The sequence below is a fragment of the Siphonobacter curvatus genome, assembly GCF_002943425.1.
GTDB classification, from domain to species: Bacteria; Bacteroidota; Bacteroidia; order Cytophagales; family Spirosomataceae; genus Siphonobacter; species Siphonobacter curvatus.
In genome coordinates this window covers 285,696-306,301 of record NZ_PTRA01000006.1, presented here as the reverse complement: position 1 = coordinate 306,301, position 20,606 = coordinate 285,696, and the positions used below count along the sequence as shown (strand labels likewise).

18 protein-coding genes are annotated in these 20,606 nt (G+C 51.3%); 11 read left to right on the top strand and 7 right to left on the bottom strand.

Features of this window, described 5'->3' with window-relative positions:
- Position 1: 1 nt before the first annotated feature.
- Genes C5O19_RS22735 through C5O19_RS22725 form a run of 3 tightly spaced genes read right to left on the bottom strand, consistent with a single transcriptional unit; the run spans position 2 to position 3,114 of the window.
- Entirely contained in the window at positions 2-1,144 is a 1,143-nt protein-coding gene (locus C5O19_RS22735; RefSeq protein ID WP_104715684.1) for a TIGR03364 family FAD-dependent oxidoreductase, read from the bottom strand.
- Positions 1,137-2,432: a DUF5690 family protein gene (locus tag C5O19_RS22730; RefSeq protein WP_104715683.1), complete on the bottom strand. Its 1,296-nt coding sequence runs from the start codon at positions 2,430-2,432 to the stop codon at positions 1,137-1,139. Before C5O19_RS22730 ends, C5O19_RS22735 begins: the two co-directional genes overlap by 8 nt.
- 10 nt (positions 2,433-2,442) lie before the next feature.
- The gene (locus C5O19_RS22725) at positions 2,443-3,114 is read right to left on the bottom strand and encodes an HAD-IA family hydrolase (RefSeq protein WP_104715682.1); all 672 of its coding nucleotides are present in this window, start codon (positions 3,112-3,114) and stop codon (positions 2,443-2,445) included.
- Positions 3,115-3,383: 269 nt separating this feature from the next.
- On the opposite strand from C5O19_RS22725, the gene eat reads away from it, so the two are divergent.
- The 4 genes from eat (at position 3,384) to C5O19_RS22705 (ending at position 7,806) form a co-directional block, all read left to right on the top strand.
- On the top strand, positions 3,384-4,679 hold the full coding sequence (gene eat / locus C5O19_RS22720) for an ethanolamine permease (protein WP_104715681.1): 1,296 nt from the start codon (positions 3,384-3,386) through the stop codon (positions 4,677-4,679).
- A gap of 23 nt (positions 4,680-4,702) precedes the next feature.
- Positions 4,703-6,082 (top strand): ethanolamine ammonia-lyase subunit EutB, encoded by a 1,380-nt coding sequence (locus C5O19_RS22715; RefSeq protein ID WP_104715680.1) that lies wholly within the window; start codon positions 4,703-4,705, stop codon positions 6,080-6,082.
- A gap of 624 nt (positions 6,083-6,706) precedes the next feature.
- Positions 6,707-7,471 carry an ethanolamine ammonia-lyase subunit EutC gene (eutC, locus tag C5O19_RS22710; protein ID WP_104715679.1) on the top strand — a complete coding sequence of 255 codons (765 nt, stop codon included), beginning with the start codon at positions 6,707-6,709 and terminating at the stop codon, positions 7,469-7,471.
- A gap of 56 nt (positions 7,472-7,527) precedes the next feature.
- Positions 7,528-7,806 carry a hypothetical protein gene (locus C5O19_RS22705; protein ID WP_104715678.1) on the top strand — a complete coding sequence of 93 codons (279 nt, stop codon included), beginning with the start codon at positions 7,528-7,530 and terminating at the stop codon, positions 7,804-7,806.
- On the opposite strand, the gene C5O19_RS22700 is transcribed toward C5O19_RS22705, so the two are convergent.
- Entirely contained in the window at positions 7,803-8,993 is a 1,191-nt protein-coding gene (locus tag C5O19_RS22700) for an NAD(P)H-dependent flavin oxidoreductase (protein WP_165796108.1), read from the bottom strand. The two genes, C5O19_RS22705 and C5O19_RS22700, sit on opposite strands and share 4 nt — an antisense overlap.
- A 43-nt stretch (positions 8,994-9,036) precedes the next feature.
- Between C5O19_RS22700 and C5O19_RS22695 the strand changes: the two genes are divergently transcribed.
- On the top strand, positions 9,037-9,507 hold the full coding sequence (locus C5O19_RS22695) for a DUF2306 domain-containing protein (protein ID WP_104715676.1): 471 nt from the start codon (positions 9,037-9,039) through the stop codon (positions 9,505-9,507).
- Positions 9,508-9,579: 72 nt separating this feature from the next.
- On the opposite strand, the gene C5O19_RS22690 is transcribed toward C5O19_RS22695, so the two are convergent.
- The 3 genes from C5O19_RS22690 to C5O19_RS22680 all read right to left on the bottom strand — a co-directional run bounded on the left by C5O19_RS22690 (position 9,580) and on the right by C5O19_RS22680 (position 13,729).
- Positions 9,580-9,819, bottom strand: coding sequence for a hypothetical protein (locus tag C5O19_RS22690; protein WP_104715675.1), 240 nt, complete (start codon positions 9,817-9,819; stop codon positions 9,580-9,582).
- 193 nt (positions 9,820-10,012) lie between these two features.
- Positions 10,013-10,651 (bottom strand): response regulator transcription factor, encoded by a 639-nt coding sequence (locus tag C5O19_RS22685; protein ID WP_243406481.1) that lies wholly within the window; start codon positions 10,649-10,651, stop codon positions 10,013-10,015.
- Between the two features lie 6 nt (positions 10,652-10,657).
- Positions 10,658-13,729, bottom strand: a complete 3,072-nt coding sequence (locus C5O19_RS22680) for a sensor histidine kinase (protein WP_104715674.1) — start codon at positions 13,727-13,729, stop codon at positions 10,658-10,660.
- Positions 13,730-14,198: 469 nt separating this feature from the next.
- On the opposite strand from C5O19_RS22680, the gene C5O19_RS22675 reads away from it, so the two are divergent.
- From C5O19_RS22675 to C5O19_RS22650, 6 genes are all read left to right on the top strand, one after another.
- Positions 14,199-14,729 carry a hypothetical protein gene (locus C5O19_RS22675; protein WP_165796107.1) on the top strand — a complete coding sequence of 177 codons (531 nt, stop codon included), beginning with the start codon at positions 14,199-14,201 and terminating at the stop codon, positions 14,727-14,729.
- Between the two features lie 155 nt (positions 14,730-14,884).
- Positions 14,885-15,694: a hypothetical protein gene (locus tag C5O19_RS22670; protein ID WP_133163436.1), complete on the top strand. Its 810-nt coding sequence runs from the start codon at positions 14,885-14,887 to the stop codon at positions 15,692-15,694.
- Between the two features lie 106 nt (positions 15,695-15,800).
- The gene (locus tag C5O19_RS22665; RefSeq protein ID WP_104715671.1) at positions 15,801-17,075 is read left to right on the top strand and encodes a hypothetical protein; all 1,275 of its coding nucleotides are present in this window, start codon (positions 15,801-15,803) and stop codon (positions 17,073-17,075) included.
- A 56-nt stretch (positions 17,076-17,131) separates the two neighbouring features.
- Entirely contained in the window at positions 17,132-17,530 is a 399-nt protein-coding gene (locus C5O19_RS22660; RefSeq protein WP_133163435.1) for a hypothetical protein, read from the top strand.
- 49 nt (positions 17,531-17,579) lie between these two features.
- Positions 17,580-18,392, top strand: coding sequence for a hypothetical protein (locus tag C5O19_RS22655; protein ID WP_104715669.1), 813 nt, complete (start codon positions 17,580-17,582; stop codon positions 18,390-18,392).
- Positions 18,393-18,563: 171 nt separating this feature from the next.
- Positions 18,564-20,555 carry a beta-L-arabinofuranosidase domain-containing protein gene (locus C5O19_RS22650; protein WP_104715668.1) on the top strand — a complete coding sequence of 664 codons (1,992 nt, stop codon included), beginning with the start codon at positions 18,564-18,566 and terminating at the stop codon, positions 20,553-20,555.
- Positions 20,556-20,606 lie beyond the last annotated feature (51 nt).

Sequence of the window (20,606 nt, the reverse complement as noted above, 5' to 3'; positions counted from 1 at the left end):
ATTAGGAATGCACCACTTCGAGGGGTTGATAGGTTCCGGCCACCACCGCTTCACATAATCCAAACGAAAGCGTCATGCCCGCACCACCCAGACCGTTGATCACCGTAACTCCAGACTCCGGAGAGGTGACCCACTCAGTTTTACCTTGCGAATGTTTGGGATAGATACCGTGCCAGGTCTGCTGAATCTGATAGGAGAGGAAGGTAGTGAAGGTACGCAGATAGTCGAGCACCAGGGCATTGACCGCCGTCCGGTCGAAAGGATCAAACGTCAGGCCGTATTCATGCGAATCGCCTACCGTAATCTCGCCTAACCCATTTTGTGAAGCCATCACGTGAATGCCCCATTGCATATACTCGCTTTTTTCCCGCTGGTAACGTTCCAGTAACCGGGGCAGCGAAGGAGCACTGAGAAAGCCCTTGTAGTGAATCAGGGATAGGCCCCCGCACAGGGAAGGACCGATGTCCCCGTTTTGAGCTTCGAGCCGCAGCATTTGTACTTTACACTTGGTAATGGGGGCTTCGGCAAAGGCTTCCGGGTACAGGGTTTCGAAATCAACGCCGCTGCACACGTAAATTTCGTCGGCAGACCATTGCCGTTTGCCGGACCAGACGCTGGGGTACGTAATCTGACTGATGGCCGTATTCCAGTGAAAAGTTACGCCATACTGTTCGGCCAGATAGGATGGAATGCTACCGATGGCCTGCCGGGGATCGACAATCATTTCATCGGCGGAGTATAAGGAACCCAATAGTCCCGCAGGCCGTACGACGGATGAACGTTCGCGGGTTTGTTCGGGCGACAGTAAGGCCAGCGGGCGGGTCGGCTGACTGGCTTCTTTAAATTCCTGCAATATTGTCCATTCGTCCGCGTGATAGGCCATGTGCAGGCTTCCCTGCTGACTGTACCAGCAACCGGACCGCTGCAATACCTCCGTCCAGATGCTTCGCGAACGGAGTGCCCGTTCGTACAAGGCTCCTTCGGGTTGACCAATGGGCCAGATCATACCAAAATTGCGGATGGAAGCCCCGACGGCCCGTTCGCTGCGATCAAAAACGCTTACCTGATAACCCCGAAGAGCCAGAGCCCGGGCGGTAGCCAGACCAACGATGCCGGCTCCAATTATAATTGCAGATTTAGTCATGAACCAGTGCTGGATAAGAAACGGAAGGTATCGAATGTTTTTTACGGAAATAGTAGAGCGAAGCCAGAGCCAGTACGGCTCCACTTAAGGCTACGAAAAGTAAAATCTGGTTGTAAAACTGGCCCCAGGAAAGGCCCTCCTGACTGAATTCTTTCAGGCAAAGCACGCCCACGCTGCCCAGATACCCAAACGAATCGGCCAGGGACATCACGAAGGCGACATTGCCCTTTTCCCGAAAAGTGGCCAGCATGCGTTCGAAGAAAATAGCGTTGTAGGGCACATACGCCAGGTACAGACCCAGCCCACTCAGGGCCATCCAGTGGAGACCGCTTAGCTGTCCGGCGTTGTAGGCCAGGGTAGCAAAACCCATTAAGAGACAAGCCCCGATGATCATCAGATGGATCAGGGAAAAGGCTTTCAGGTTATTCCGAACCAGAATCAGTAAGCTCAGTAACAGCAGTACGCTCAACGCCACGGGGCCGTCTACCTGCGTATAAATGCCGGGCTGATTGCCGTAACCTAATCGTTGCCAGATTTCTACTTCAAAATTGTCGCGGATGTCCCGAGCCACTGTAAGCAGCGTGTAGACCAGAACCGTCAAAACAATACCGGGTAGGAATTGCCGAATGAACAAACGGCGTTGGGTTCGGTTCATGGGTCGCCGTTCGGTCCGCAGACGTTTGTCTTCGGCACTCGGGGCCGGAATCTGCGACAATACGTAAAGACATCCCGCCAACGGTACACTGAAGACCAGTCCAGTCAGAAAGGGCATCCAGAATTCCGATATTCCTCCCCAGCGAATGAGTAGAAGTCCCACCGTTTTCACCAGTCCCGAAGCAAAAATCAAACTGATCGCCATGACGGCCCCCATGAGTTCCGTATGCCGTCGGCCTTCCAGAAAAGAAAAAACTAGACCCCAGATCATGCCCAGGGGCAGTCCGTTCAAAAACAGAAATACGATGTTATACGGCACGGGACACAGGGCAAAACCCAGCAACGCCAGCCCGGCCATACTCAGCAACGCAATCAGGGTAGGGATGCGTTGTTGCGGCCGACGCTGGGCCAGAAACCGGATTCCGTAAAATTTACTCAACGTGTACCCCAGCATCTGAGCCAGAATCAACCAGACTTTATAATCCAGCGGACCCAGCTGTAACGTGCTGTAAGTACCCGCCGTAAAAGCTTTCCGGAAAGCGTACATGCAGCTGTACGTCCCAAAGGCGGCTAGTCCGGCCACCAGTGAAACCAGCCAGGAAGGGGTTACCCGCTTACGCGATAGGGTAGTCATACCAGGAGTATCAGGCCAGAACAATGTCTACCACCTCAGCCACCGAATCAACCGTATGGGTGGGCTCGTACTGGAGAAGTTCCTCCCGCGTAAACGTCCCCGTTGTCACGCCAACGACGTACCGGCAACCCGCATTTCGGCCCTCGTTCATGTCGACTTCCGTATCGCCGACTTTGGCTACTTCTTCGGTGTGCGTGATGCCCAGGGTTTGCATGGTCTGGTAAATCATGTCCGGGTACGGACGGCCATTGGCAACTTCGTCGCTGGCTACGAGGTGATCAATGGCATCCTGCCAGTCGAGACGCTGCACAATCACTTCGGCAATATCCCGGGAGAAACCCGTATCCAAACCCACTTTGATCCCAGCCTGCCGAAGTCGGAGGAAGGTTTCTTCGACGTCGGGCAGGGCTCGCAGGTCGGTCGACGTCTGGTAAAAGGTTAGCATGTCCCGCACAAAATCTTCGTGAATCTGATCGATCAGCGTATCCGTAATCTCGGCTCCTGCTTCGTTCAATAACATCCGGATCGCCAGGGGCTTTTTATAGCCCATTAGGGGATTAATGCTTTCCAGCGAAAACGAAAAGCCGTGTTTCTGCAAGGCCTTTTGCAAGGCCTGACTTACGTGGTTTTCATCGTAGACGGTCGTTCCCGCCATATCAAATACTACTAACTTGATTGCCATGTTTAGAGTGATTGGGTTACGAATACAATAGTAAACAGTGTTTATTATTTGTAAACAAAGGAATTGTTACCGAATCATTAAGATTGGTTTTCGTACCCGTCTGATTACAGATTCAGCTTTGTACTTCCGCACCTGATGCCCTGCGTTCGTGCCGCCAATGCTTTGAATGGTTACGTATCGAGCAAAGACTCAGGGATTCCTTGCCCAATCCCTTCCGCTTTTGTCCAGAAAAACCTATCTTCCCTTTTCTTCCCTTAATCCTATTGAACATGGCAGAATTAAAGAAAGCTCTGACGGCTGTACACGTCTGGGCCATTGGCGTGGGACTGGTCATCTCGGGCGAATACTTTGGCTGGAATTACGGCTGGGGCGTGGCCGGAACGCTGGGCCTGCTGCTGGCTACGCTTCTTATCACGTTGCTGTACGTGACCTTCATTTTTAGCTTTACCGAACTCACCACGGCCATTCCGCAGGCCGGTGGGCCTTTTGCCTACGCTCTTAAGGCCTTTGGCCCCTGGGGAGCCATCATTGCCGGATACGCTACCCTTATCGAATTCCTGTTCGCGACGCCCGCCATTGCTCTGGCTCTGGGTAGTTACGTTCACTTTCTTTATCCTGGTATTGCCGTCATTCCGGCCTCGCTGGCTTCGTACGCTTTGTTCACAGCGATCAATTTGCTGGGGGTTGAGGAAGCGGCTTGGTTTTCGCTGATTATGACGCTCCTCGCCATTGCCGAACTGCTCGTGTTTCTGGGGGTCGTACTGCCGCATTTCGACCTGCAAACGTTCCTGTATCGTCCGTTTCCGTATGGCTGGGCGGGCGTATTTGCGGCTTTACCATTCGCGATCTGGCTGTTTGTTTGTCTGGAAGGTATTGCCATGGTGGCCGAAGAAGTGAAAGATACCAATCGGGCCTTAGCTCGAGGATACATTTCCGCTTTGTTGACACTTGCGTTGCTGGCTTTAGGCGTTATGATCAGTATAGGCGGCGTGACGCATTGGGAAAACCTGAGCACCATCGATTATCCGCTACCCGAGTCCATTGCCTTGATTCTAGGACGGGAAAATCCCTTGACGAAGCTTTTTGCCAGCGTCGGCCTGTTTGGGCTGATTGCTTCCTTTCACGGCATCATCATTAGTTATTCGCGACAACTCTTCGCCCTGGCCCGTGAGGAATACCTGCCCGCTTCTCTGGCCTTGGTCAGTTCCCGACGTCGGGTACCATACGTTGCGTTACTCGTGGGGGCTGTGTTGGGGATGACTGCTCTACTGGTGCTGGATACCAGTAAGCTTGTCATTCTTTCAACCATTGGAGCCGTGGTGGTCTATATCATCAGTATGCTGGCTCTGTTTCAGCTTCGCCGGACCGAACCCAGACTGAACCGTCCGTTTCGGGCTCCCTTGTATCCGTATTTCCCGGCAATTGCCCTGGGTCTGGCTACCCTGGCTTTGATTGCGATGGCGTATTTTTACTGGCCACTGGCCCTGCTGTTTTTTGGCGGACTGCTGGTTTTATTACTGGGCTACGGCTTCCGCCTGCGTCGAAGCCGGAGGAAAGCCCTTTAACTGAATGAAACCACGATTTTCCTATGAGCTACCATTTTACCATCCGGGGATTTACGTACCGGTTCCCTTCCCTGCGGGAACTGCTGGCCAAGGCAAGTCCGCTCCGGTCGGGTGACCAGCTGGCGGGATTGGCGGCTGAAAGCTATGAAGAACGCATTGCCGCTCAGATGGCCCTGGCCGAGGTACCTTTACCGACTTTTCTGAACGAAGCGGTAGTTCCATATGAACGGGATGAAGTGACGCGGCTGATAGTGGATACGCATCTGGCGGAGGTTTTTGCTCGTATTCATCATTTTACCGTGGGTGATTTACGCGACTGGCTACTAAGCGACGACGCTGACACGCTACAACTCCAAGAGATTGCCCCGGCTCTGACGCCCGAAATGGTGGCCGCCGTATCCAAACTGATGCGAAATCAGGATTTGATTCTGGTGGCTCAGAAGTGTGAAGTCATTACGCGATTTCGGAATACGCTAGGTTTAAAAGGCCATCTATCCGTACGCTTACAGCCCAATCACCCCACCGACGACGCCAAGGGCATTGCCGCCAGCATCATCGATGGATTACTCTACGGCAGTGGCGATGCGGTCATCGGCATTAATCCGGCTACGGATAGTCCGACTACTGTTTCCCGCTTGCTGTACATGCTCGATGGCCTACGCGAGCGGTTCGAAATGCCCACCCAAAGCTGCGTACTGAGTCACGTGACCACGACGCTGGAACTCATCCAGCAGGGCGTTCCGGTGGATCTGATTTTTCAATCCATTGCTGGCACCGAGCAGGCGAATGCCAGTTTTGGGATTTCGCTGGGTCTTTTGCAGGAAGCTTACGAGGCGGGACTGTCGCTGAATCGGGGTACGGTCGGTACGAATGTTATGTATTTCGAAACGGGTCAGGGCAGTGCATTGTCTTCCCAAAGTCACCACGGCGTGGATCAGCAAACCTGCGAAGCCCGTGCCTATGCAGTGGCCCGTCATTTTAAACCTTTTATGGTGAACTCAGTGGTCGGATTCATCGGTCCGGAGTACCTCTTCGACGGAAAACAGATTATACGAGCCGGACTCGAAGACCATTTTTGCGGGAAACTGCTGGGTTTACCCATGGGCATGGACATCTGCTACACCAACCACGCTCAGGCGGATCAGGATGATATGGATACGCTGTTGACGCTGCTCGGTGTGGCGGGCGTGAATTTCATCATGGGGGTACCTGGTGCCGATGATATTATGCTGAATTACCAGTCTACGTCCTTTCACGATGCCCTGTACCTCCGCCGGACGCTGGGACTCCGGCCCGCTCCCGAATTCGAAGCGTGGCTGCTGCGGCAGGGAATTCTGGATACAGGACAGCTGAAAAAAGGCATTTCTGAACGGATGTATGAGCTTTTGATGAAGTCTTCTTAAAGAGAGTAAGTGTAAATTATGTTTCAGAGTATAGATACCTCGTTATTCACCTAGACTGCGTTTGGTCCTTTAAGCACGGCTGTTCGGTAGCCCCTGAGCCTTCCAGGCAGGACCTCTCCACGCCTGATCATTCCATGGCGGCGACCGGCCCGCTTTAGGCCACCTTATTGCGGCTGTCGTAGGTCGTTCCGTTGCCATTCCATGGTGGCCCCATGGAATGGCTCAGGGGCGGGAGAGGTTTTCATCTTCCAGTAATAGTTGATGGTTGTGAGTTATTGGCGAGTTAGTATAGTGGACAGCATAAAACCAGCCCCCGTCCTATCGCGAAAAGCCGCCTTCCATTCCATGGCGGCTTCATCCGCAACGCGGTGGCACGGAGCAGGATGAAAAGAGCGGTGGGCGTGCCGGCATGGGATGCCCCGCATGCGATGCCCGGCATGGAATGCATACGGACTAAATGATCAGCCGTCTCAGTAGGACGAGATACTGATTTTATATTACTAGTGGATTATTAACAGATTTCAGTATGGAATGCCCCGCTTGGAATACATACGACCTAAAAGACCAGCCGTGTCGACGAGAGTAGAACAGAACTGTTACGATATACACTAAACCTTTTATCTAATGAATGAAATTCAAAAATACCCTACACCTCCCGACGAATGGGCGTCGCTGAAAACGTTTACGGATGCTCGCATTGCCCTGGGCAAAACCGGCGTTTCCATTCCCCTACGGGAGTCACTAGCGTTCAAGCTGGCTCACGCTCATGCCAAAGATGCCGTATACTCTAGCCTTGATACGCAGGCTTTGGCGACTCGCTGGCAGAAGTACGGGATGCCCGTGTACACCCTGAAAACGCAGGCACTTCACCGGGATCAGTACCTGCAACGGCCCGATCTGGGTCGTAAGCTGCATGAAGAGTCGGTACAGTTGCTGGAAGCCCTGCATGCGAATCCGGTCGATGTTGCTGTAGTCATAGCAGATGGCCTTTCCGCAACGGCCCTTACGGAAAACGCGGAGCCTTTTTTGGATCGTTTCTGGACGAAAGCGGGGGAACGGGGTTATTCACTGGCTCCGCTCTGTCTGGTGGAACAGGGGCGGGTAGCGATTGGGGATGAAATTGGAAAGTTGCTACGAGCCCGGCTGGTGGTCGTACTCATTGGCGAACGACCCGGCTTAAGTTCCTTCAATAGCATGGGACTCTATCTGACCTTCGACCCTAAGCCTGGCCTAACGGATGAGCGAAGAAACTGTATCTCAAACATCCGCCCCCAGGGCCTATCCATCGAATTAGCCGTAGATAAGTTACTATACCTGTTGCAGGAGGCATTTCGGCTACAACTGACGGGTGTTCTTTTAAAAGAAAATGAGCGGAAGGGAATCAATTGAGGTACTTTGGGACTTATAAACCAGTACGCTTCGTTTCAAGTAGCCAGTAACCAAGTATGAATTTCTTACATCAGTTAGGCTCGGTCATTAGTCTGTTTACCTTTATTCTCGTCCAATCATTGCTGTTTGTACGGTCGATTAATGCCTTTACTTCCCGAGATAAACCCAGTACCATGGCCCTGGTAACCGTCTTTGCCTGCTTTCTGGTAACCATTGGTTTGTATTATTATACGAATACCGAACACATTCCTTTCATTCGTATTCTCTTGCTGGTCAACGGTGTACAGCTAATCTTACTGGCTGTACTATTCTTGTTGCGAACGAAGGCACATTAAAAGTGTAAAGCGGATACGGCTTCCGTTTCTGCCACCAATCGTTTGATAATATCCGCCACCGATTTTGCTTCGGCTTTGGATGCGGCCTGCCCGGCCCACAGGGTAGTACAGGCAGCGTTGTTTTGCTGTTGAGCGACTTTTCGGAGGGGCGTCGTCAGGCTGTTTTGAATGGGGTAAGCCGGAATGACAAGCCCCGATTGTTCTACTTCCTGCAAAAACGCGTTTCGAATCCCCCGTGCCCAACGACCCGAAAAAGACCGGGTAAGAGCCGTATCAGTTTCGGAAGATTCAAACAATTTGTCCTTATACGCCGGAATGGCCGCACTTTCCGCACTCGCGGTGAAGGCCGTACCCATCTGAACGCCCGAGGCTCCCAGCGTGAAAGCGGCTCGAATACCCCGACCGTTATAGATTCCTCCGGCGGCCAGTAGCGGTATGGAAACCCGCTCGGCTACTTGCGGGAGCAAAGCCATGAGTCCTACCTGTGGGAGCGGTTCTTCGGTTAGAAACGTCCCGCGGTGTCCGCCTGCTTCAATGCCCTGTACGGTTATGACGTCCATGCCATCTTTGGCCAGTACTTCGGCTTCAGCAACGGAAGTGGCGGTACCATTGAGCAGGCAACCCGCATTTTTCAGCAGCCTGATCGCTTCCGGACTGAGTCGGCCAAAGGTGAAACTAACGATAGGTATTTTTTCCTGCACCAAAACTTCCAGCTGTTCCGTGTACGAATGGCCCTTTAATTTCGAAAAATCCGGGGATTCATAGGGAAGTGCGTGGCGTTGAGCGAGGCGACTAAGGTAAGCTTGCATCGCCTCTACCTGCGTGGGTTCCGGCTCCGGAATCGCGTGGGTGAACAAGTTGACGGCAAAGGGCCGATTTGTCAGAGCCTTCGTCTGCCGAATCAGGGTTTGCGTTAGATCAGCGGATAGGCCTCCTACCGGAAGTGAACCCAATCCGCCCGCATTCGAAACGCCTGCCACCATCGCTGGCGTTGTTACGCCCAGCATGGGAGCCTGAATAATGGGGTAATCAATACCGTAGAGCTGAGTAATCGGGTTCGTCCATTGCATGGCGGCAACTACGGAAAAGAATCCTGGATAGACAATGAGAACCGGTATTTTCCCGATCGGAAAGCCTTTTCTGAAGTGAAAACTAATTTTTAGGGCGGAATGAAGAAACTCATCCATCCTATTGTCGTATCTTACTGGGGTCCTCCATTTTTTAACCTCTATGAACTTTTTTACGAATCCTCTGGGCCTGACGCACACCGTGGCTGCGGTGCTCGCCATGTTGACAGGAGCGGGTGTACTCCTTTTAACGAAAGGTACCGCTACTCACCGGAAAATTGGGTATGTATATGTCGTAGCGATGCTTGTGCTAAATCTGACGGCTTTCAGCATTTACAATCTGTTTGGCCGCTTCGGACCCTTTCACATCGCGGCTATTTTCAGCACGATTTGTATCGCGGGCGGTATGATTCCCATGTATCAACGGGCTCGTATTGCGGGCTGGTTATATTTTCACTACTTCTTCATGAACTGGTCGGTCATTGGCCTGTACGCGGCCTTTTGGGCCGAAACCCTTACGCGGATGAATCAGGGAAGGCAATTCTGGCCATTAGTGCTGGGGGCTTCGCTAGCGACGGTTACGGTTGGAGCCTACCTGGTGCGGCGTTACAAGACTCGGTATTTACCCAAATAAACGGCCATGCTAAAAACGAAAAGCCGTTCTTAGCATGGCTAAAAACGGCTTTTGTGGTTTACTGACAAGGCATTAATCGTGACCTTCCAGTTTTACCAATTTATTATAAATTCCCAGGAGCAGGAAGGGTGCGGCCCATTGGCCTACAAATAATGAAGTGTGACGCTCACCCAGGATTTTAAGCGTTGCTGAAACGCCCATAGAGGCCAGGGCAGCCCATAAAAATACGTCAGAGGGCAATTTTGCCGTTTGTTCTTCGATAGCGGTAGCTACTTTCCCTTCTTTGTGTTCGGGATTGAATTCATTTGCCATACTGGTAGAAAGTTAAAAGTTTAACGTGAAATTGGTTATACGTCAAACCCTGCAAAAACAACCGTTCCACCCATCTTACCTAGTACTATCCATTCAAAGCCTAGTATTAAGTAATTAATAGTCAGGCCTTATTCCGTTCCGTATGTGCCTCTTTTTGAGGTAGCCCGTGCCCACCCCCAGCCTGGTACAGGCACTATACGAGTCCTTCCCGCATGGCCTTGAGTACCGCTTCCGTCTTGGAATTCACCTGAAGTTTGTCATAAATGCTGCGAATGTGCGAGCGAACGGTATCAATGCTGATGTACAGGTGATCGGCGAGCAGCTTGTAGCTGTATCCGGCGACTAAGCCTTTGATAATGTCGAGTTCGCGGGGCGATAGCAGCGTTCCTTCCGAAGGGGCACTCTGCGGTTGCTGAAAGTGGACTAGCACTTTGCGGGCGACGCTGGCCGTCATGGGTGATCCGCCCCGGTGCAAATCAAAAATAGCCAAGATCAGCTCCGAAGGGGAGGTATGTTTGAGTAGGTAACCGCTGGCTCCATTACGGATCGCCCGAAAAATTTTGTCCTCATCGTCAAAAACCGTCAACATCAACACCTGACTCTGCGGGGAAACGGCTTTCACCAGTGGTACAGCATCGATACCGCTCATACCCGGCAGGTCAATATCCATGAGTACCACGTGGGGTTGCAGGCTTTGGATTTCCTGGGTAAGGCTCTGGCAGTTGGAAAAAGCTCCCAGCAGTTGTAAGCCCGGCGTAGCCTGGATTAAAAAGGACAAACCTTCGCGGAGTTCGCGGTTATCTTCGTAATAAACAATTCCAATTTCGCTCATATGATCTCAACGTATCGTTGCGGTTAACGTAATAGAAGTACCCTGACCCGGTGCGGTATGCAGCACAATCGTACCCCGAATGTCGCGGGCTCGGGCGTGCAGGTTGGGCAGCCCATTGCCCGAGCGGGTATGGTCCTGATCAAAGCCAGTACCATTGTCCTGAATCTTAAGATGTAACACGCGACCCTCCACACTGAGTCGCACGTCGATGCGGCTACAGGCGGAGTACTTGACGGCATTGTTAATACTTTCCTTGAAAATCAAATACAGATTGCGACGTTGTTCGACGCTGAGCCGAAGGATGGGAAAGGGTTCACCGACGGTCATATTGAGGACAATTCCCCGGGCTTCGGTCAGGCGAAGGGCAAACTCCCGCATCCGGCTCACCAGGTCGTCGAGGCCTTCCTGATTGGATTTGATAGTCCAGATAATATCCTGCATGGATTCGGCCAGCGTACTGGCGTTATCGCTGATGCGTTTGAGCAGGGGAACGGAGTCGGGCCGAACGTCGGCAATTTGCCCCTGTACCACTTCACTGAAAATGCGAATGCTACTCAGCGTTGAGCCAATGTCATCGTGTAAATCCGTGGCAATGCGGTCGCGAATGAGAGCGAGATGCTGCTGCTGGGCCATGCGGTAGCGGAAAATGCCGTACAAAATGCCGAGGACTAGCAAGCCAATCAGGGCCTTGAACCAGTAGGTCTGGTAATACGCCGGAATGACGTGAATCCACAGGCGGGTGCCCCGCTTGTTCCAGACGCCATCGTTATTAGACGCCCGGACCCAGAGTTCGTAATCGCCGGGAGCCAGATTGGTATACGTAGCAGTCCGGGCGGACGTCACCAACCATTCCTTATCAAAGCCCAGTAACCGATACGCGTACTGATTTTTTCGGGACTGACTGAAGTTTAGAGTGGTGAAGGAAACCGTCAGCGTATTGTCGCCGGGATGGAGCGTAATCTGCTGGGTAGTATCCAGCGGCTGAACCTGATTGTTAATTCGAATTTCCGTAAGCCATACGGGCGGAATCAGCGTATTCTTACGCAGATCTCCGGGTTTGAAATAATTGAATCCTTCGGAAGCACTGATGAACAGTTCACCCGAACGATTGCGGGTAATGGGATCAAATAAATTGCCGGACAGAATGCCATCACTGCCCATTAAGCCGTCACTCGACTGACTGTAATACTGAAACAAGCCCGCCTGTCCGGGTTTTTTAGTCGGGTCAAGTTCGTGCAGGCGTTCGTCCGTATGCAGCCACAGATGGCCCCGCTGGTCTTCACAAATACCAAAAATATGGTCGGACGTAAGTCCATTTTTCAAGGTGTAAGTTTGCAGGACTTTCCCGTCGTAATCGGCCTTGACCAGAAAACCAATGCCCGAGTGCCACCAGTTTCCGTTTCGATCCAGATAAAAGGTACTGTGTAATTCATCCGTGGGCGAAATACCCGACGGCAGTCCCCGAAAGGTGAGCCATTCGAAGTTTTTTCGTTCCGCATCCAGCCGCAGAATACCCCGATTCGTTAGTAGCCAAAGTCGTCGTTGAGCATCTTCCTGAATACGGTTGATCGTAAAGTTAGGCTGGCCGTTCAAGGGATGGGGCCAACGTTTCAGTTGATGGCTGGCCGGATCGTACCAGAACAAGCCATTAATCAGTGAGCCAATCCAGATTTTTCCGCTGGCGTCCTGACACAATACGGGCATGTGGGTGTTGACCTTGGGATAATTAGAACCCTGGAACGGGGTTATTTTAATCGTTTCCCACTGTCGGCTACGGGGCTCGTAGGTGCTCACCCCATCCTTGGAACCTACCCAAAGCTTACCCGAACGGTCCTGAATGAAGCCATACGCCCCAACCGTAGGCTGAGGGGCGGTGAGCCTTTCCAGCGTATTCTGCCGACGATCCCAGCGGATTAGTCCGGATTGCTGCGTCAGAGCCCAGTAGACCTCATCGTGAACAATATCCTGCCGGACGGTCTGGATCATGGGCAAGCGACTATCGTCCCGACTTTCAATGATTCGTCGGTATAATTTCTGGGCGTTGGGATCTTTCGCCGCCAGGCCCTGGGTTGTTCCCAGCCAGATAATATGGGTAGCCGTATCTTTTAGGAAAATATTGGTTCGACCGCCGGGGTAACTGGCCGGGTCTTCGGGAACGTTCTTGAAAGGGGTTAGCTCTTGCGTTTGGGGTTGATAACTGAAGATCCGGTCGAAACTTCCCAGCCAAAGGATAGAGGAGCCGTTTTTTTCGAACTCCTCGGTCATGGTCGATACATTCACAGCCGGTGTAGGATGCAGAATGAATTTTTTTTTGACTGCATCATAGCGGCAAAGGCCTAGTCGGAAGGACAGTGGGTGCGAAAAGGTGTACAGGTCTCCCGATTTTGTTTCCAGCATTCGCTGGGAATGGAACGGGACTTCATTCGGATGAAACCGGTCGTGGCCCTGCACGTACTGAAACTGCCTTTTTTTCCGATCAAACCGGTACAGCACCCGAAACAGGCTTAACCACAGGCGGCCTTTGGAATCCAGAAAAGGTTCGGGATAGTAACTTGGAATGGCGAAGGGTAAGTCAAACGCTTGCTTTGCCAGCGTACGCGGATGAATGCGGTACAGTTTATCGTAGGTCGTGAACCAGCCCCAGCCTTCGCGGTCGAAAAAAACGGGCGATGTGAAATCATTATCACCCTGCTGATCCTGGTTCTGGGGTAAGGGGATGCGTATGCCCGTTTCGCTCCATGGATCAAAACGTAGTAATCCTCGGGTTGTCGAAATCCAGAGATAGCCCTGCGAATCAGTAGTTAGCCCATTCAGGTTGATGTAATTACTGGGAAGGCCGTTAGTCGCTCCGGTACTTTTGAAAACTTTAAAACTCAGGCCATCGAATCGGTTGAGGCCATTGATGGTACCAATCCATAAAAAGCCCCGCCGATCTTTGGCCAGGGAGGTTATGACATTGCTCGATAAGCCGTGTTGCGTCGTAAAGCGGGTAAAAGCAATCGGGCTGGTTTGAGCCAGCACGCGGAAACCGGAAATGATCCAGAAAAAGAAAAGCAGAAGCTCCAGCCTTTTTCGCATGTGAGTGAAAACGTATGGGGACAAAGATTCACCGAAATCCAGCCAAAGACAAATTTGCCGGATCGCATAAAAATGTGAATTGTATTGGCAACGAGGTAAGGCATCGGAGCAAACCCTGGCCGTACTCGCAATCCAGGCCGAATGTGAGGCGGTAATCGTTGTGTCGAGCGTAGAAAATGCGTGAAAGTCGGTGGTAGTCAGCTACTTCAAAAAGATCTATTTTGGTATTTCACATTTTTATGCGATTGACGCCGGTCCGTTTTTCCGCCAATTTTGCAAGGTCCAATTGCAGTAGGAACGAGGCCAAGGTAGTTCAACCCAGACAAGTACCAATTCAGCCGCTTTTTCGGTGCGTTCATCCCCTGTATTTAGCAATTCGAGCACACCGTCTATACGTTTCGGAATTCGCCGGTGTCAATTTTATCGTACCCATCAACCGTTATTATCCCCTTGTTTAGCCATGAAACGCATGAATCTGATTACCTTTTTATTGACACTGCTGTCCTTTGCCTGCCAGAAAAATTCGGGCGTATCACCGGATGACTCCGGTTCGACGAATGGGAAGAGTTACATCAAAGTAAATTTTAACGGTCACACGAAAACCTATAAGGATGTGACGATGTCCCTGATGGGAGGCGGGGGTACCGGCACCGTTGAAGGCTGGTCGATGACGGCCGGAAGTAATCACGGAGATTACCTGTCGATTGGCATCTTCTCCCGTGCCCTGGGAACCTTTCCTTACCGGCAAAGCATGAGCGATTACCACAACATCAGCATCGTACAATACCAGCAGACGAAAGGTTCCTATGACAACTATAAAGCTTTAGTCTGTCCCACCTCTTCGGGTTATTATTCGACGCAGGGCAAAGTAGTGGTAGAAGCCTTTGAAGCGGGCAAATTGGCCAAAGGCACCTTTACGGGAAATCTTCTGGTTCCGGATACGGATGACTGCTCCACGGAGAGTGTCTCTTTCAGCGGCGAATTTTATCTGGTCAAATGAGTAAAGATTTAGCGTATACTTTTTAGCGGTAGGTAATTTTCAGAGAATCTCGGCGAGAAAATGTAGCGTACGTTCAACCTTCTTTTATTTCCATGCAAACAATAATGATTAAGACAAGTCGTGTAGGCTTTCGTCTGTGCCTAGTAAGGCTTAGTATGGGTCTATGCCTGTGGTTCACGGCCTGCCAACCGGATGCGATAGAACCGAAACTTGGTAAACCAACTCCGACGAGCCAAATACCTAAAGATTCGCTGAATCGACCCGATTCTGTGGTGAGTGGTCGGAGGCTAAGGATTACCTGGGCTGCGACGGATTTTCAGGAGCTGGAGCTGGACGCTCAGGGCTTACCTTTACATCACATAAGTCAGTATCTCTATAATATGGGTACTGGAGATGTGAAGCGGCACGAAAATCGCTTTGTGTACGATGAAAATCAACGGCTTATACGAGTTGAAACTACGTATTTAGGAAAGGTTAGTACCAGCAAGTATTTCTACGAAGGTGATCAAATCCACCGGGTGGAAGTGTATGCTCCGGCAGGAAATCTTACGGCGATTCACCGCTTCCTGTACACCAGTGATAATCGCCTGAAACAAACGGAAACGGATCGGCCGCTGAGTAAATCCATAATTCGGTTGACTTACACCTATGATCGCAAGGGAAATGTAACTGAAGTGATAGAAGGGGTGAAAGACCCGCAAATGGATACCTACGTCCGGCAGTTTTCAATTACCTACGGTGACTACGACGATCAGAAATACGTGGAACATTTACTGACGGGAGAACCCTTCCTGCCGAATGTACCACTGCAGGTTAATAATTATCGACTTAAAGTAGTGTCGGATCGTAACGGGAAGGAGCTTAGTCGGGAAACCTTCTCGTATACCTACAACGAACAGGGTTTGCCAACGGAAAAAGTAAAACACGGTCCAGGCGGTACCTCCCGGGCCTCCATTACCTACTAGTTTACCTTCATCCTTTTTTGAAATAGTGTTACCAGCTCCTGCGGTTAGGGAATGGTCCGTACAGTTGGGTGAGCCGGGTAGTTGTAACATTTCCTTCCACATTTTCATGAAATCTATTTCGTATCTATTGTTAATAGGCGGCGTATTGACCTCCTGTACATCCAATCCTTCGACGGTGGAGCCCGAGCCCATTACACAGGGCACGCCTACCGAAGTGGGGAAACCCGTGGGAATGCCGATTCAACAAACCATCGGTTCTGCCGGAGGGACACTGACGACGTTGGATCAGCGAATTACAGTTACGATTCCCGCCGGGGCTTTGAGTAAGGAAACGCTTATTTCGGTACAGCCCGTCGAAAACAAAGCCTTTGGCGGTACGGGGCTAGCTTACCGCATAAGTCCGGAAAATCTGGAACTAGCTAAAGAAGCAATACTGACTCTGACCTACAAAGAATCGGAATTAACGGGATCGGCTCCCGAAGCTTTGGGTATCGCCCAGCAGGAAGCCGACCATAGCTGGAAAGGTCGTCAGAACATGACCCTGGATAAAACCAAACGGAAAGCCTCAACGCCGTTTAAACGTCTGCAAACGTACGCTTTCTACGAACAGTTTTTCATGGTGCCCGAGCGAACGACACTGGTAGCGGGGCAGGGCGAAACGTTCACGGTTTTCTTTCAAAAGGGCCGGAGAGATGATCCTGCCGAGCCGTATCCCTTGGTAAAGCCCGTAGCCCTCAAGCAGGAAGAAGTGAAAAACTGGCGGGTGGATGGTCAGGATATAATCGACGTAGCCCATCCGGTTTTGGGGATGATGAGCCTGGGGAAAGTGGACGCAGTAGCCCATTATTTGCCTCCCACGAAGATTACCGAAACGGACAGTCTTGATGTAAGTGTAGAAGTAGTACTGAAAGAGAGCAAGGCAAAATTAATGCTGGTATCCCGGGTACTGCTGACGACGGCGAATGCCTTTCAATTTCTGGGTGCTAAAGTAGAAAACGCAGATCTGGCGGCGATTACCGTGGTGGATAATACGCTGCTGATTGTTAGCCTGTCGGAGGGCAAATCACCCCAGGAAAAACAGGCTCTTGTCAACGTATCCATTTTGCCTTTTACGGGTACGGGTACGTACGAAATGAAGGGGGAAGGATCACCCGTAAAGGTAGCGGCGAATGATCGGGATGGGGTCCAGTACGATGAGGAATGCTCCGCTAACGGAAGAAAAATGTACGGACCCATTACCGTGCATATTACGGAATACGATAAGGCTAAAAAACTCGTCGCGGGAACGGTATCGGGTACGGTACATCACCTCAATGCCTTAACCCGGAACTGTGATGAAGCCAGCATCACCATGCGATTCAGGGCCGTCAGCCCTTACTAGCGTAGCTGGCAGAAGCTCCTGGTGCATACGGCTACGAAACGTTCTGCTCAAAACCAATGAAACGAATGCTCTTGGGGTACCTGCTGGTACTCACGATGATGGCCTGTCAGCCCACCCTGCCCACGCGGGTACTGGAGGGAACATTTGTCGGACCCGGTTCAGTACAGGCATCCCAGGGGGGCCTTACCTCGTACGCAGAAATCGAAATTACGCTGAAACCCCTGACGGCAACAACCGTGGAGGTAAGCAGCCCCGAGTTCAAATCCTTCATTATTCAACGCCTGGCCCATTCCGGAACCACTATTTTTCTTTCGGATAATGAACAAAACTTGTTTCACTTTTCGGGAGAACCCAGCACCCGAAGTTTGCTCGTGGACTGGACTACTGAAATAGCGGGGCAACGACAGACCATCCGATTTGGTGGACGAAAAAAAAGCCTGGTTTTCATCATTTAACGAAGCAGCAGGCGTGAGCTTTAACCCTCTGTTTTGACGGATACAAGTCATGAAAAAATACCTGTTCTTTAGTTGGTTGAGTGTTATTGTAGCAGTGACGGCCTGTTCTAAACCAGAGCCGACTCGCCCGGTAGATCCACCCGCAGGCTCTGAAAGCCATCGGTTGGTAAAAATTACGTCGGGCGAGCAGAATCAGCAGAGTTATCAGTATAATGACCAGGGCTTGCTGCAAAGCTCGAATCTACACTGGAGGTACAACGATTCATCGACGGTTAGCTCTACGACGGCCTTTACTTACGATACAGAAAAACGAATGTCCCAGATTTTATACGATGGGAAGCCTTACGTAAAGTTTTTATACGAAGGCAAGCTGCTCGATAAAACCGAAGAATACGACCACAAAGGTCGGCTGGTGGTTACGCATTTCTATCTGTTCAATGGGGAAGGGCAACTGGTCGAATTACTCGATCAGATTCACGATACCGAAACGGCAGCCGTACAAAGTTTTATTAAGCACCGCTACGAATACGAGGGGCAGCGGAATGTGCAACGTGTACTTTCATTCCGAAAAAATGTAAATGATCCTACGTTTACACCCTGGCAAAATGTGTACTACGAGCACTACGATACGAAGAAAAATCCCCATCTGTCCCAGGTTTCGTATCCCTTCGTAGTAGCAACGGCTACTCAGGTGAATAATCCCGGAAAAATGACGGTTCGGGATGCTCGGGATGAATCGCTGTTAAGCGTCGAAACCTATGCGTATACCTACGACGCTCAGGGGTATCCGTTGCAAAAAACGCAGCAACTCAGCACAACCCATCCGCTGCCCGCCGTGACAGTGAGCTATCAGTATCAGTGAAAGCAGACGAATGTAGGTGATGGCAAAGGCCCGGTTCATCCGGGCTTTTTGCGTTGGTAAAGGATTTCGTAAGTAGAAAAGGCCTAAAAACAGGTGGGTACTTCCGGGTTTGAGTAATTGGGACCTATCTTTCCGCGGCATTTACTAAACCTATTGAAATTAAGTTCACGTATGAAAAAAACGCTTGCTGTAATCCTTTGTGGATGGACCTTGTTCGCTAGCGGGCAATCGAACCAACCGGCTGCCTCGCTTCGCCCGAACCCGTACCAGGAATTGCCCTTGGGAGCGATTCGGCCCGAGGGCTGGTTACGCGAAAGGCTCATACGCCAGAAAGAGGGTGCCACGGGTAAACTCGATGTGCTGTATCCTTCCGTAATGGGCCCGCGAAATGGCTGGCTGGGCGGCGATGGTGATCAGTGGGAGCGGGGACCGTACTGGGTAGACGGACTACTACCACTGGCGTACCTGCTAAACGATGCCGAACTGATTGCCAAAACCAAACCCTGGGTCGAATGGGCGTTGAACAGCCAGCAACCGGACGGCTACTTTGGCCCTTCCCACGATTACGGTCCAGAAGCCGGACTACAACGGGATAATAGTCGGGACTGGTGGCCTAAAATGGTTGCGTTGAAGATTTTAAAGCAATATTATTCCGCCACGGGGGATCAACGGGTGATTCGTCTGATGACCAATTATTTTAAGTACCAACTCAAAGAATTACCCAAAACGCCGCTGGACCACTGGACCTTCTGGGCCCGTTATCGGGGCGGTGATAACCTGTTGCTGGTGTATTGGCTGCACCGAATTACGGGCGATGCTTTTTTACTGCAACTCGGCGACCTGATTCACAAACAAACCTTTGACTATACCAACGCGTTCCTGCAAACTGACATGCTGAGTCAGCCCGGTAGTATTCACTGCGTAAACCTGGCTCAGGGTTTGAAAACACCGGTGATTCAATATCAGCACCATCCGAAAGCGGAATATATACAGGCGGTGGATCGTGGACTGGCAGATATTCGAAAATACAATGGCATGGCTCATGGCCTGTACGGCGGTGACGAGGCCCTGCACGGTAATAACCCGACGCAGGGCTCCGAGCTGTGTTCGGCCGTGGAGATGATGTTTTCGCTGGAAAGCATGCTTGAAATTACGGGCAAGGTAGCCTGGGCCGATCAGCTCGAAAAGATTGCCTTCAATGCCTTGCCTACCCAGATTTCGGATGATTTTATGAGTCGGCAGTACTTCCAACAGGCCAATCAGGTAATGTTGACGCGGCATACCCGCAACTTTGACGTAAACCACGGCGGTACGGATGTGTGTTTCGGATTGCTGACGGGCTATCCCTGCTGTACTTCGAATATGCACCAGGGCTGGCCCAAGTTTACCCAAAACCTGTGGTACAAAACGTCCGATCAGGGTTTGGCGGCTTTAGTATATGCTCCGAGCGAAGTTAAAACGGTGGTTGGAAAAAATGTGCCCGTGACCTTCAAGGAAGAAACGGGCTATCCGTTTGAAGAAACGATTCGTTTCACACTGACGACCGAGGCTCGTAGTGTTACGTTTCCCCTGCACCTGCGAATCCCCGAATGGTGTCCGAAAGCCAGTCTGACCATTAACGGTAAACCCTACAAAGAAGTAGTAGGCAATGCCGTGACAGTGATCAATCGTACCTGGAAATCCGGGGATGTTGTCGAAGTACAACTCCCCATGCCGCTCAGACAAAGTAGTTGGTACGAAAACTCCCATTCCATCGAACGAGGCCCGCTGACGTACGCCCTGCCCCTCGGTGAAGAGGTAAAAAAAGTTACCAATACGAAAGACCCCATTGACTACGGTGATGCGTACGAAGAAGTTCGGCCGACTACACCCTGGAATTACAGTCTCATCGTCAGTTCGGACGCCAAACTAGCCGAGCGATATATCGTGGAGAAAACTGGAAAGGTGTCGAACTCCCCCTGGACTACCGAAAGTGCTCCGATCCGAATTCGGACCAAAGGCCGTCGTATTCCTTCCTGGGGCTTGTACAATGACATGACCGGACCCATTCCGTACAGCGTAACGTACAATCTGGAGTACGGACCCGAGGAGGAAATCATTTTAATTCCCTACGGTTGTACCCGTCTGCGAATCGCCCAGTTTCCGGTAACCGGGGGCCGTTAACGAAAAGAGCCGTGGGAATCGATTCCCACGGCTCTTTTTTAGGAGTGAAAC

Coding starts and splice junctions, on each gene's coding strand:
- C5O19_RS22735 (WP_104715684.1), bottom strand. CDS start 1,144: ATGACTAAATCTGCAATTATAATTGGAGCCGGCATCGTTGGTCTGGCT.
- C5O19_RS22730 (WP_104715683.1), bottom strand. CDS start 2,432: ATGACTACCCTATCGCGTAAGCGGGTAACCCCTTCCTGGCTGGTTTCA.
- C5O19_RS22725 (WP_104715682.1), bottom strand. CDS start 3,114: ATGGCAATCAAGTTAGTAGTATTTGATATGGCGGGAACGACCGTCTAC.
- eat (WP_104715681.1), top strand. CDS start 3,384: ATGGCAGAATTAAAGAAAGCTCTGACGGCTGTACACGTCTGGGCCATT.
- C5O19_RS22715 (WP_104715680.1), top strand. CDS start 4,703: ATGAGCTACCATTTTACCATCCGGGGATTTACGTACCGGTTCCCTTCC.
- eutC (WP_104715679.1), top strand. CDS start 6,707: ATGAATGAAATTCAAAAATACCCTACACCTCCCGACGAATGGGCGTCG.
- C5O19_RS22705 (WP_104715678.1), top strand. CDS start 7,528: ATGAATTTCTTACATCAGTTAGGCTCGGTCATTAGTCTGTTTACCTTT.
- C5O19_RS22700 (WP_165796108.1), bottom strand. CDS start 8,993: ATGGATGAGTTTCTTCATTCCGCCCTAAAAATTAGTTTTCACTTCAGA.
- C5O19_RS22695 (WP_104715676.1), top strand. CDS start 9,037: ATGAACTTTTTTACGAATCCTCTGGGCCTGACGCACACCGTGGCTGCG.
- C5O19_RS22690 (WP_104715675.1), bottom strand. CDS start 9,819: ATGGCAAATGAATTCAATCCCGAACACAAAGAAGGGAAAGTAGCTACC.
- C5O19_RS22685 (WP_243406481.1), bottom strand. CDS start 10,651: ATGAGCGAAATTGGAATTGTTTATTACGAAGATAACCGCGAACTCCGC.
- C5O19_RS22680 (WP_104715674.1), bottom strand. CDS start 13,729: ATGCGAAAAAGGCTGGAGCTTCTGCTTTTCTTTTTCTGGATCATTTCC.
- C5O19_RS22675 (WP_165796107.1), top strand. CDS start 14,199: ATGAATCTGATTACCTTTTTATTGACACTGCTGTCCTTTGCCTGCCAG.
- C5O19_RS22670 (WP_133163436.1), top strand. CDS start 14,885: ATGGGTCTATGCCTGTGGTTCACGGCCTGCCAACCGGATGCGATAGAA.
- C5O19_RS22665 (WP_104715671.1), top strand. CDS start 15,801: ATGAAATCTATTTCGTATCTATTGTTAATAGGCGGCGTATTGACCTCC.
- C5O19_RS22660 (WP_133163435.1), top strand. CDS start 17,132: ATGAAACGAATGCTCTTGGGGTACCTGCTGGTACTCACGATGATGGCC.
- C5O19_RS22655 (WP_104715669.1), top strand. CDS start 17,580: ATGAAAAAATACCTGTTCTTTAGTTGGTTGAGTGTTATTGTAGCAGTG.
- C5O19_RS22650 (WP_104715668.1), top strand. CDS start 18,564: ATGAAAAAAACGCTTGCTGTAATCCTTTGTGGATGGACCTTGTTCGCT.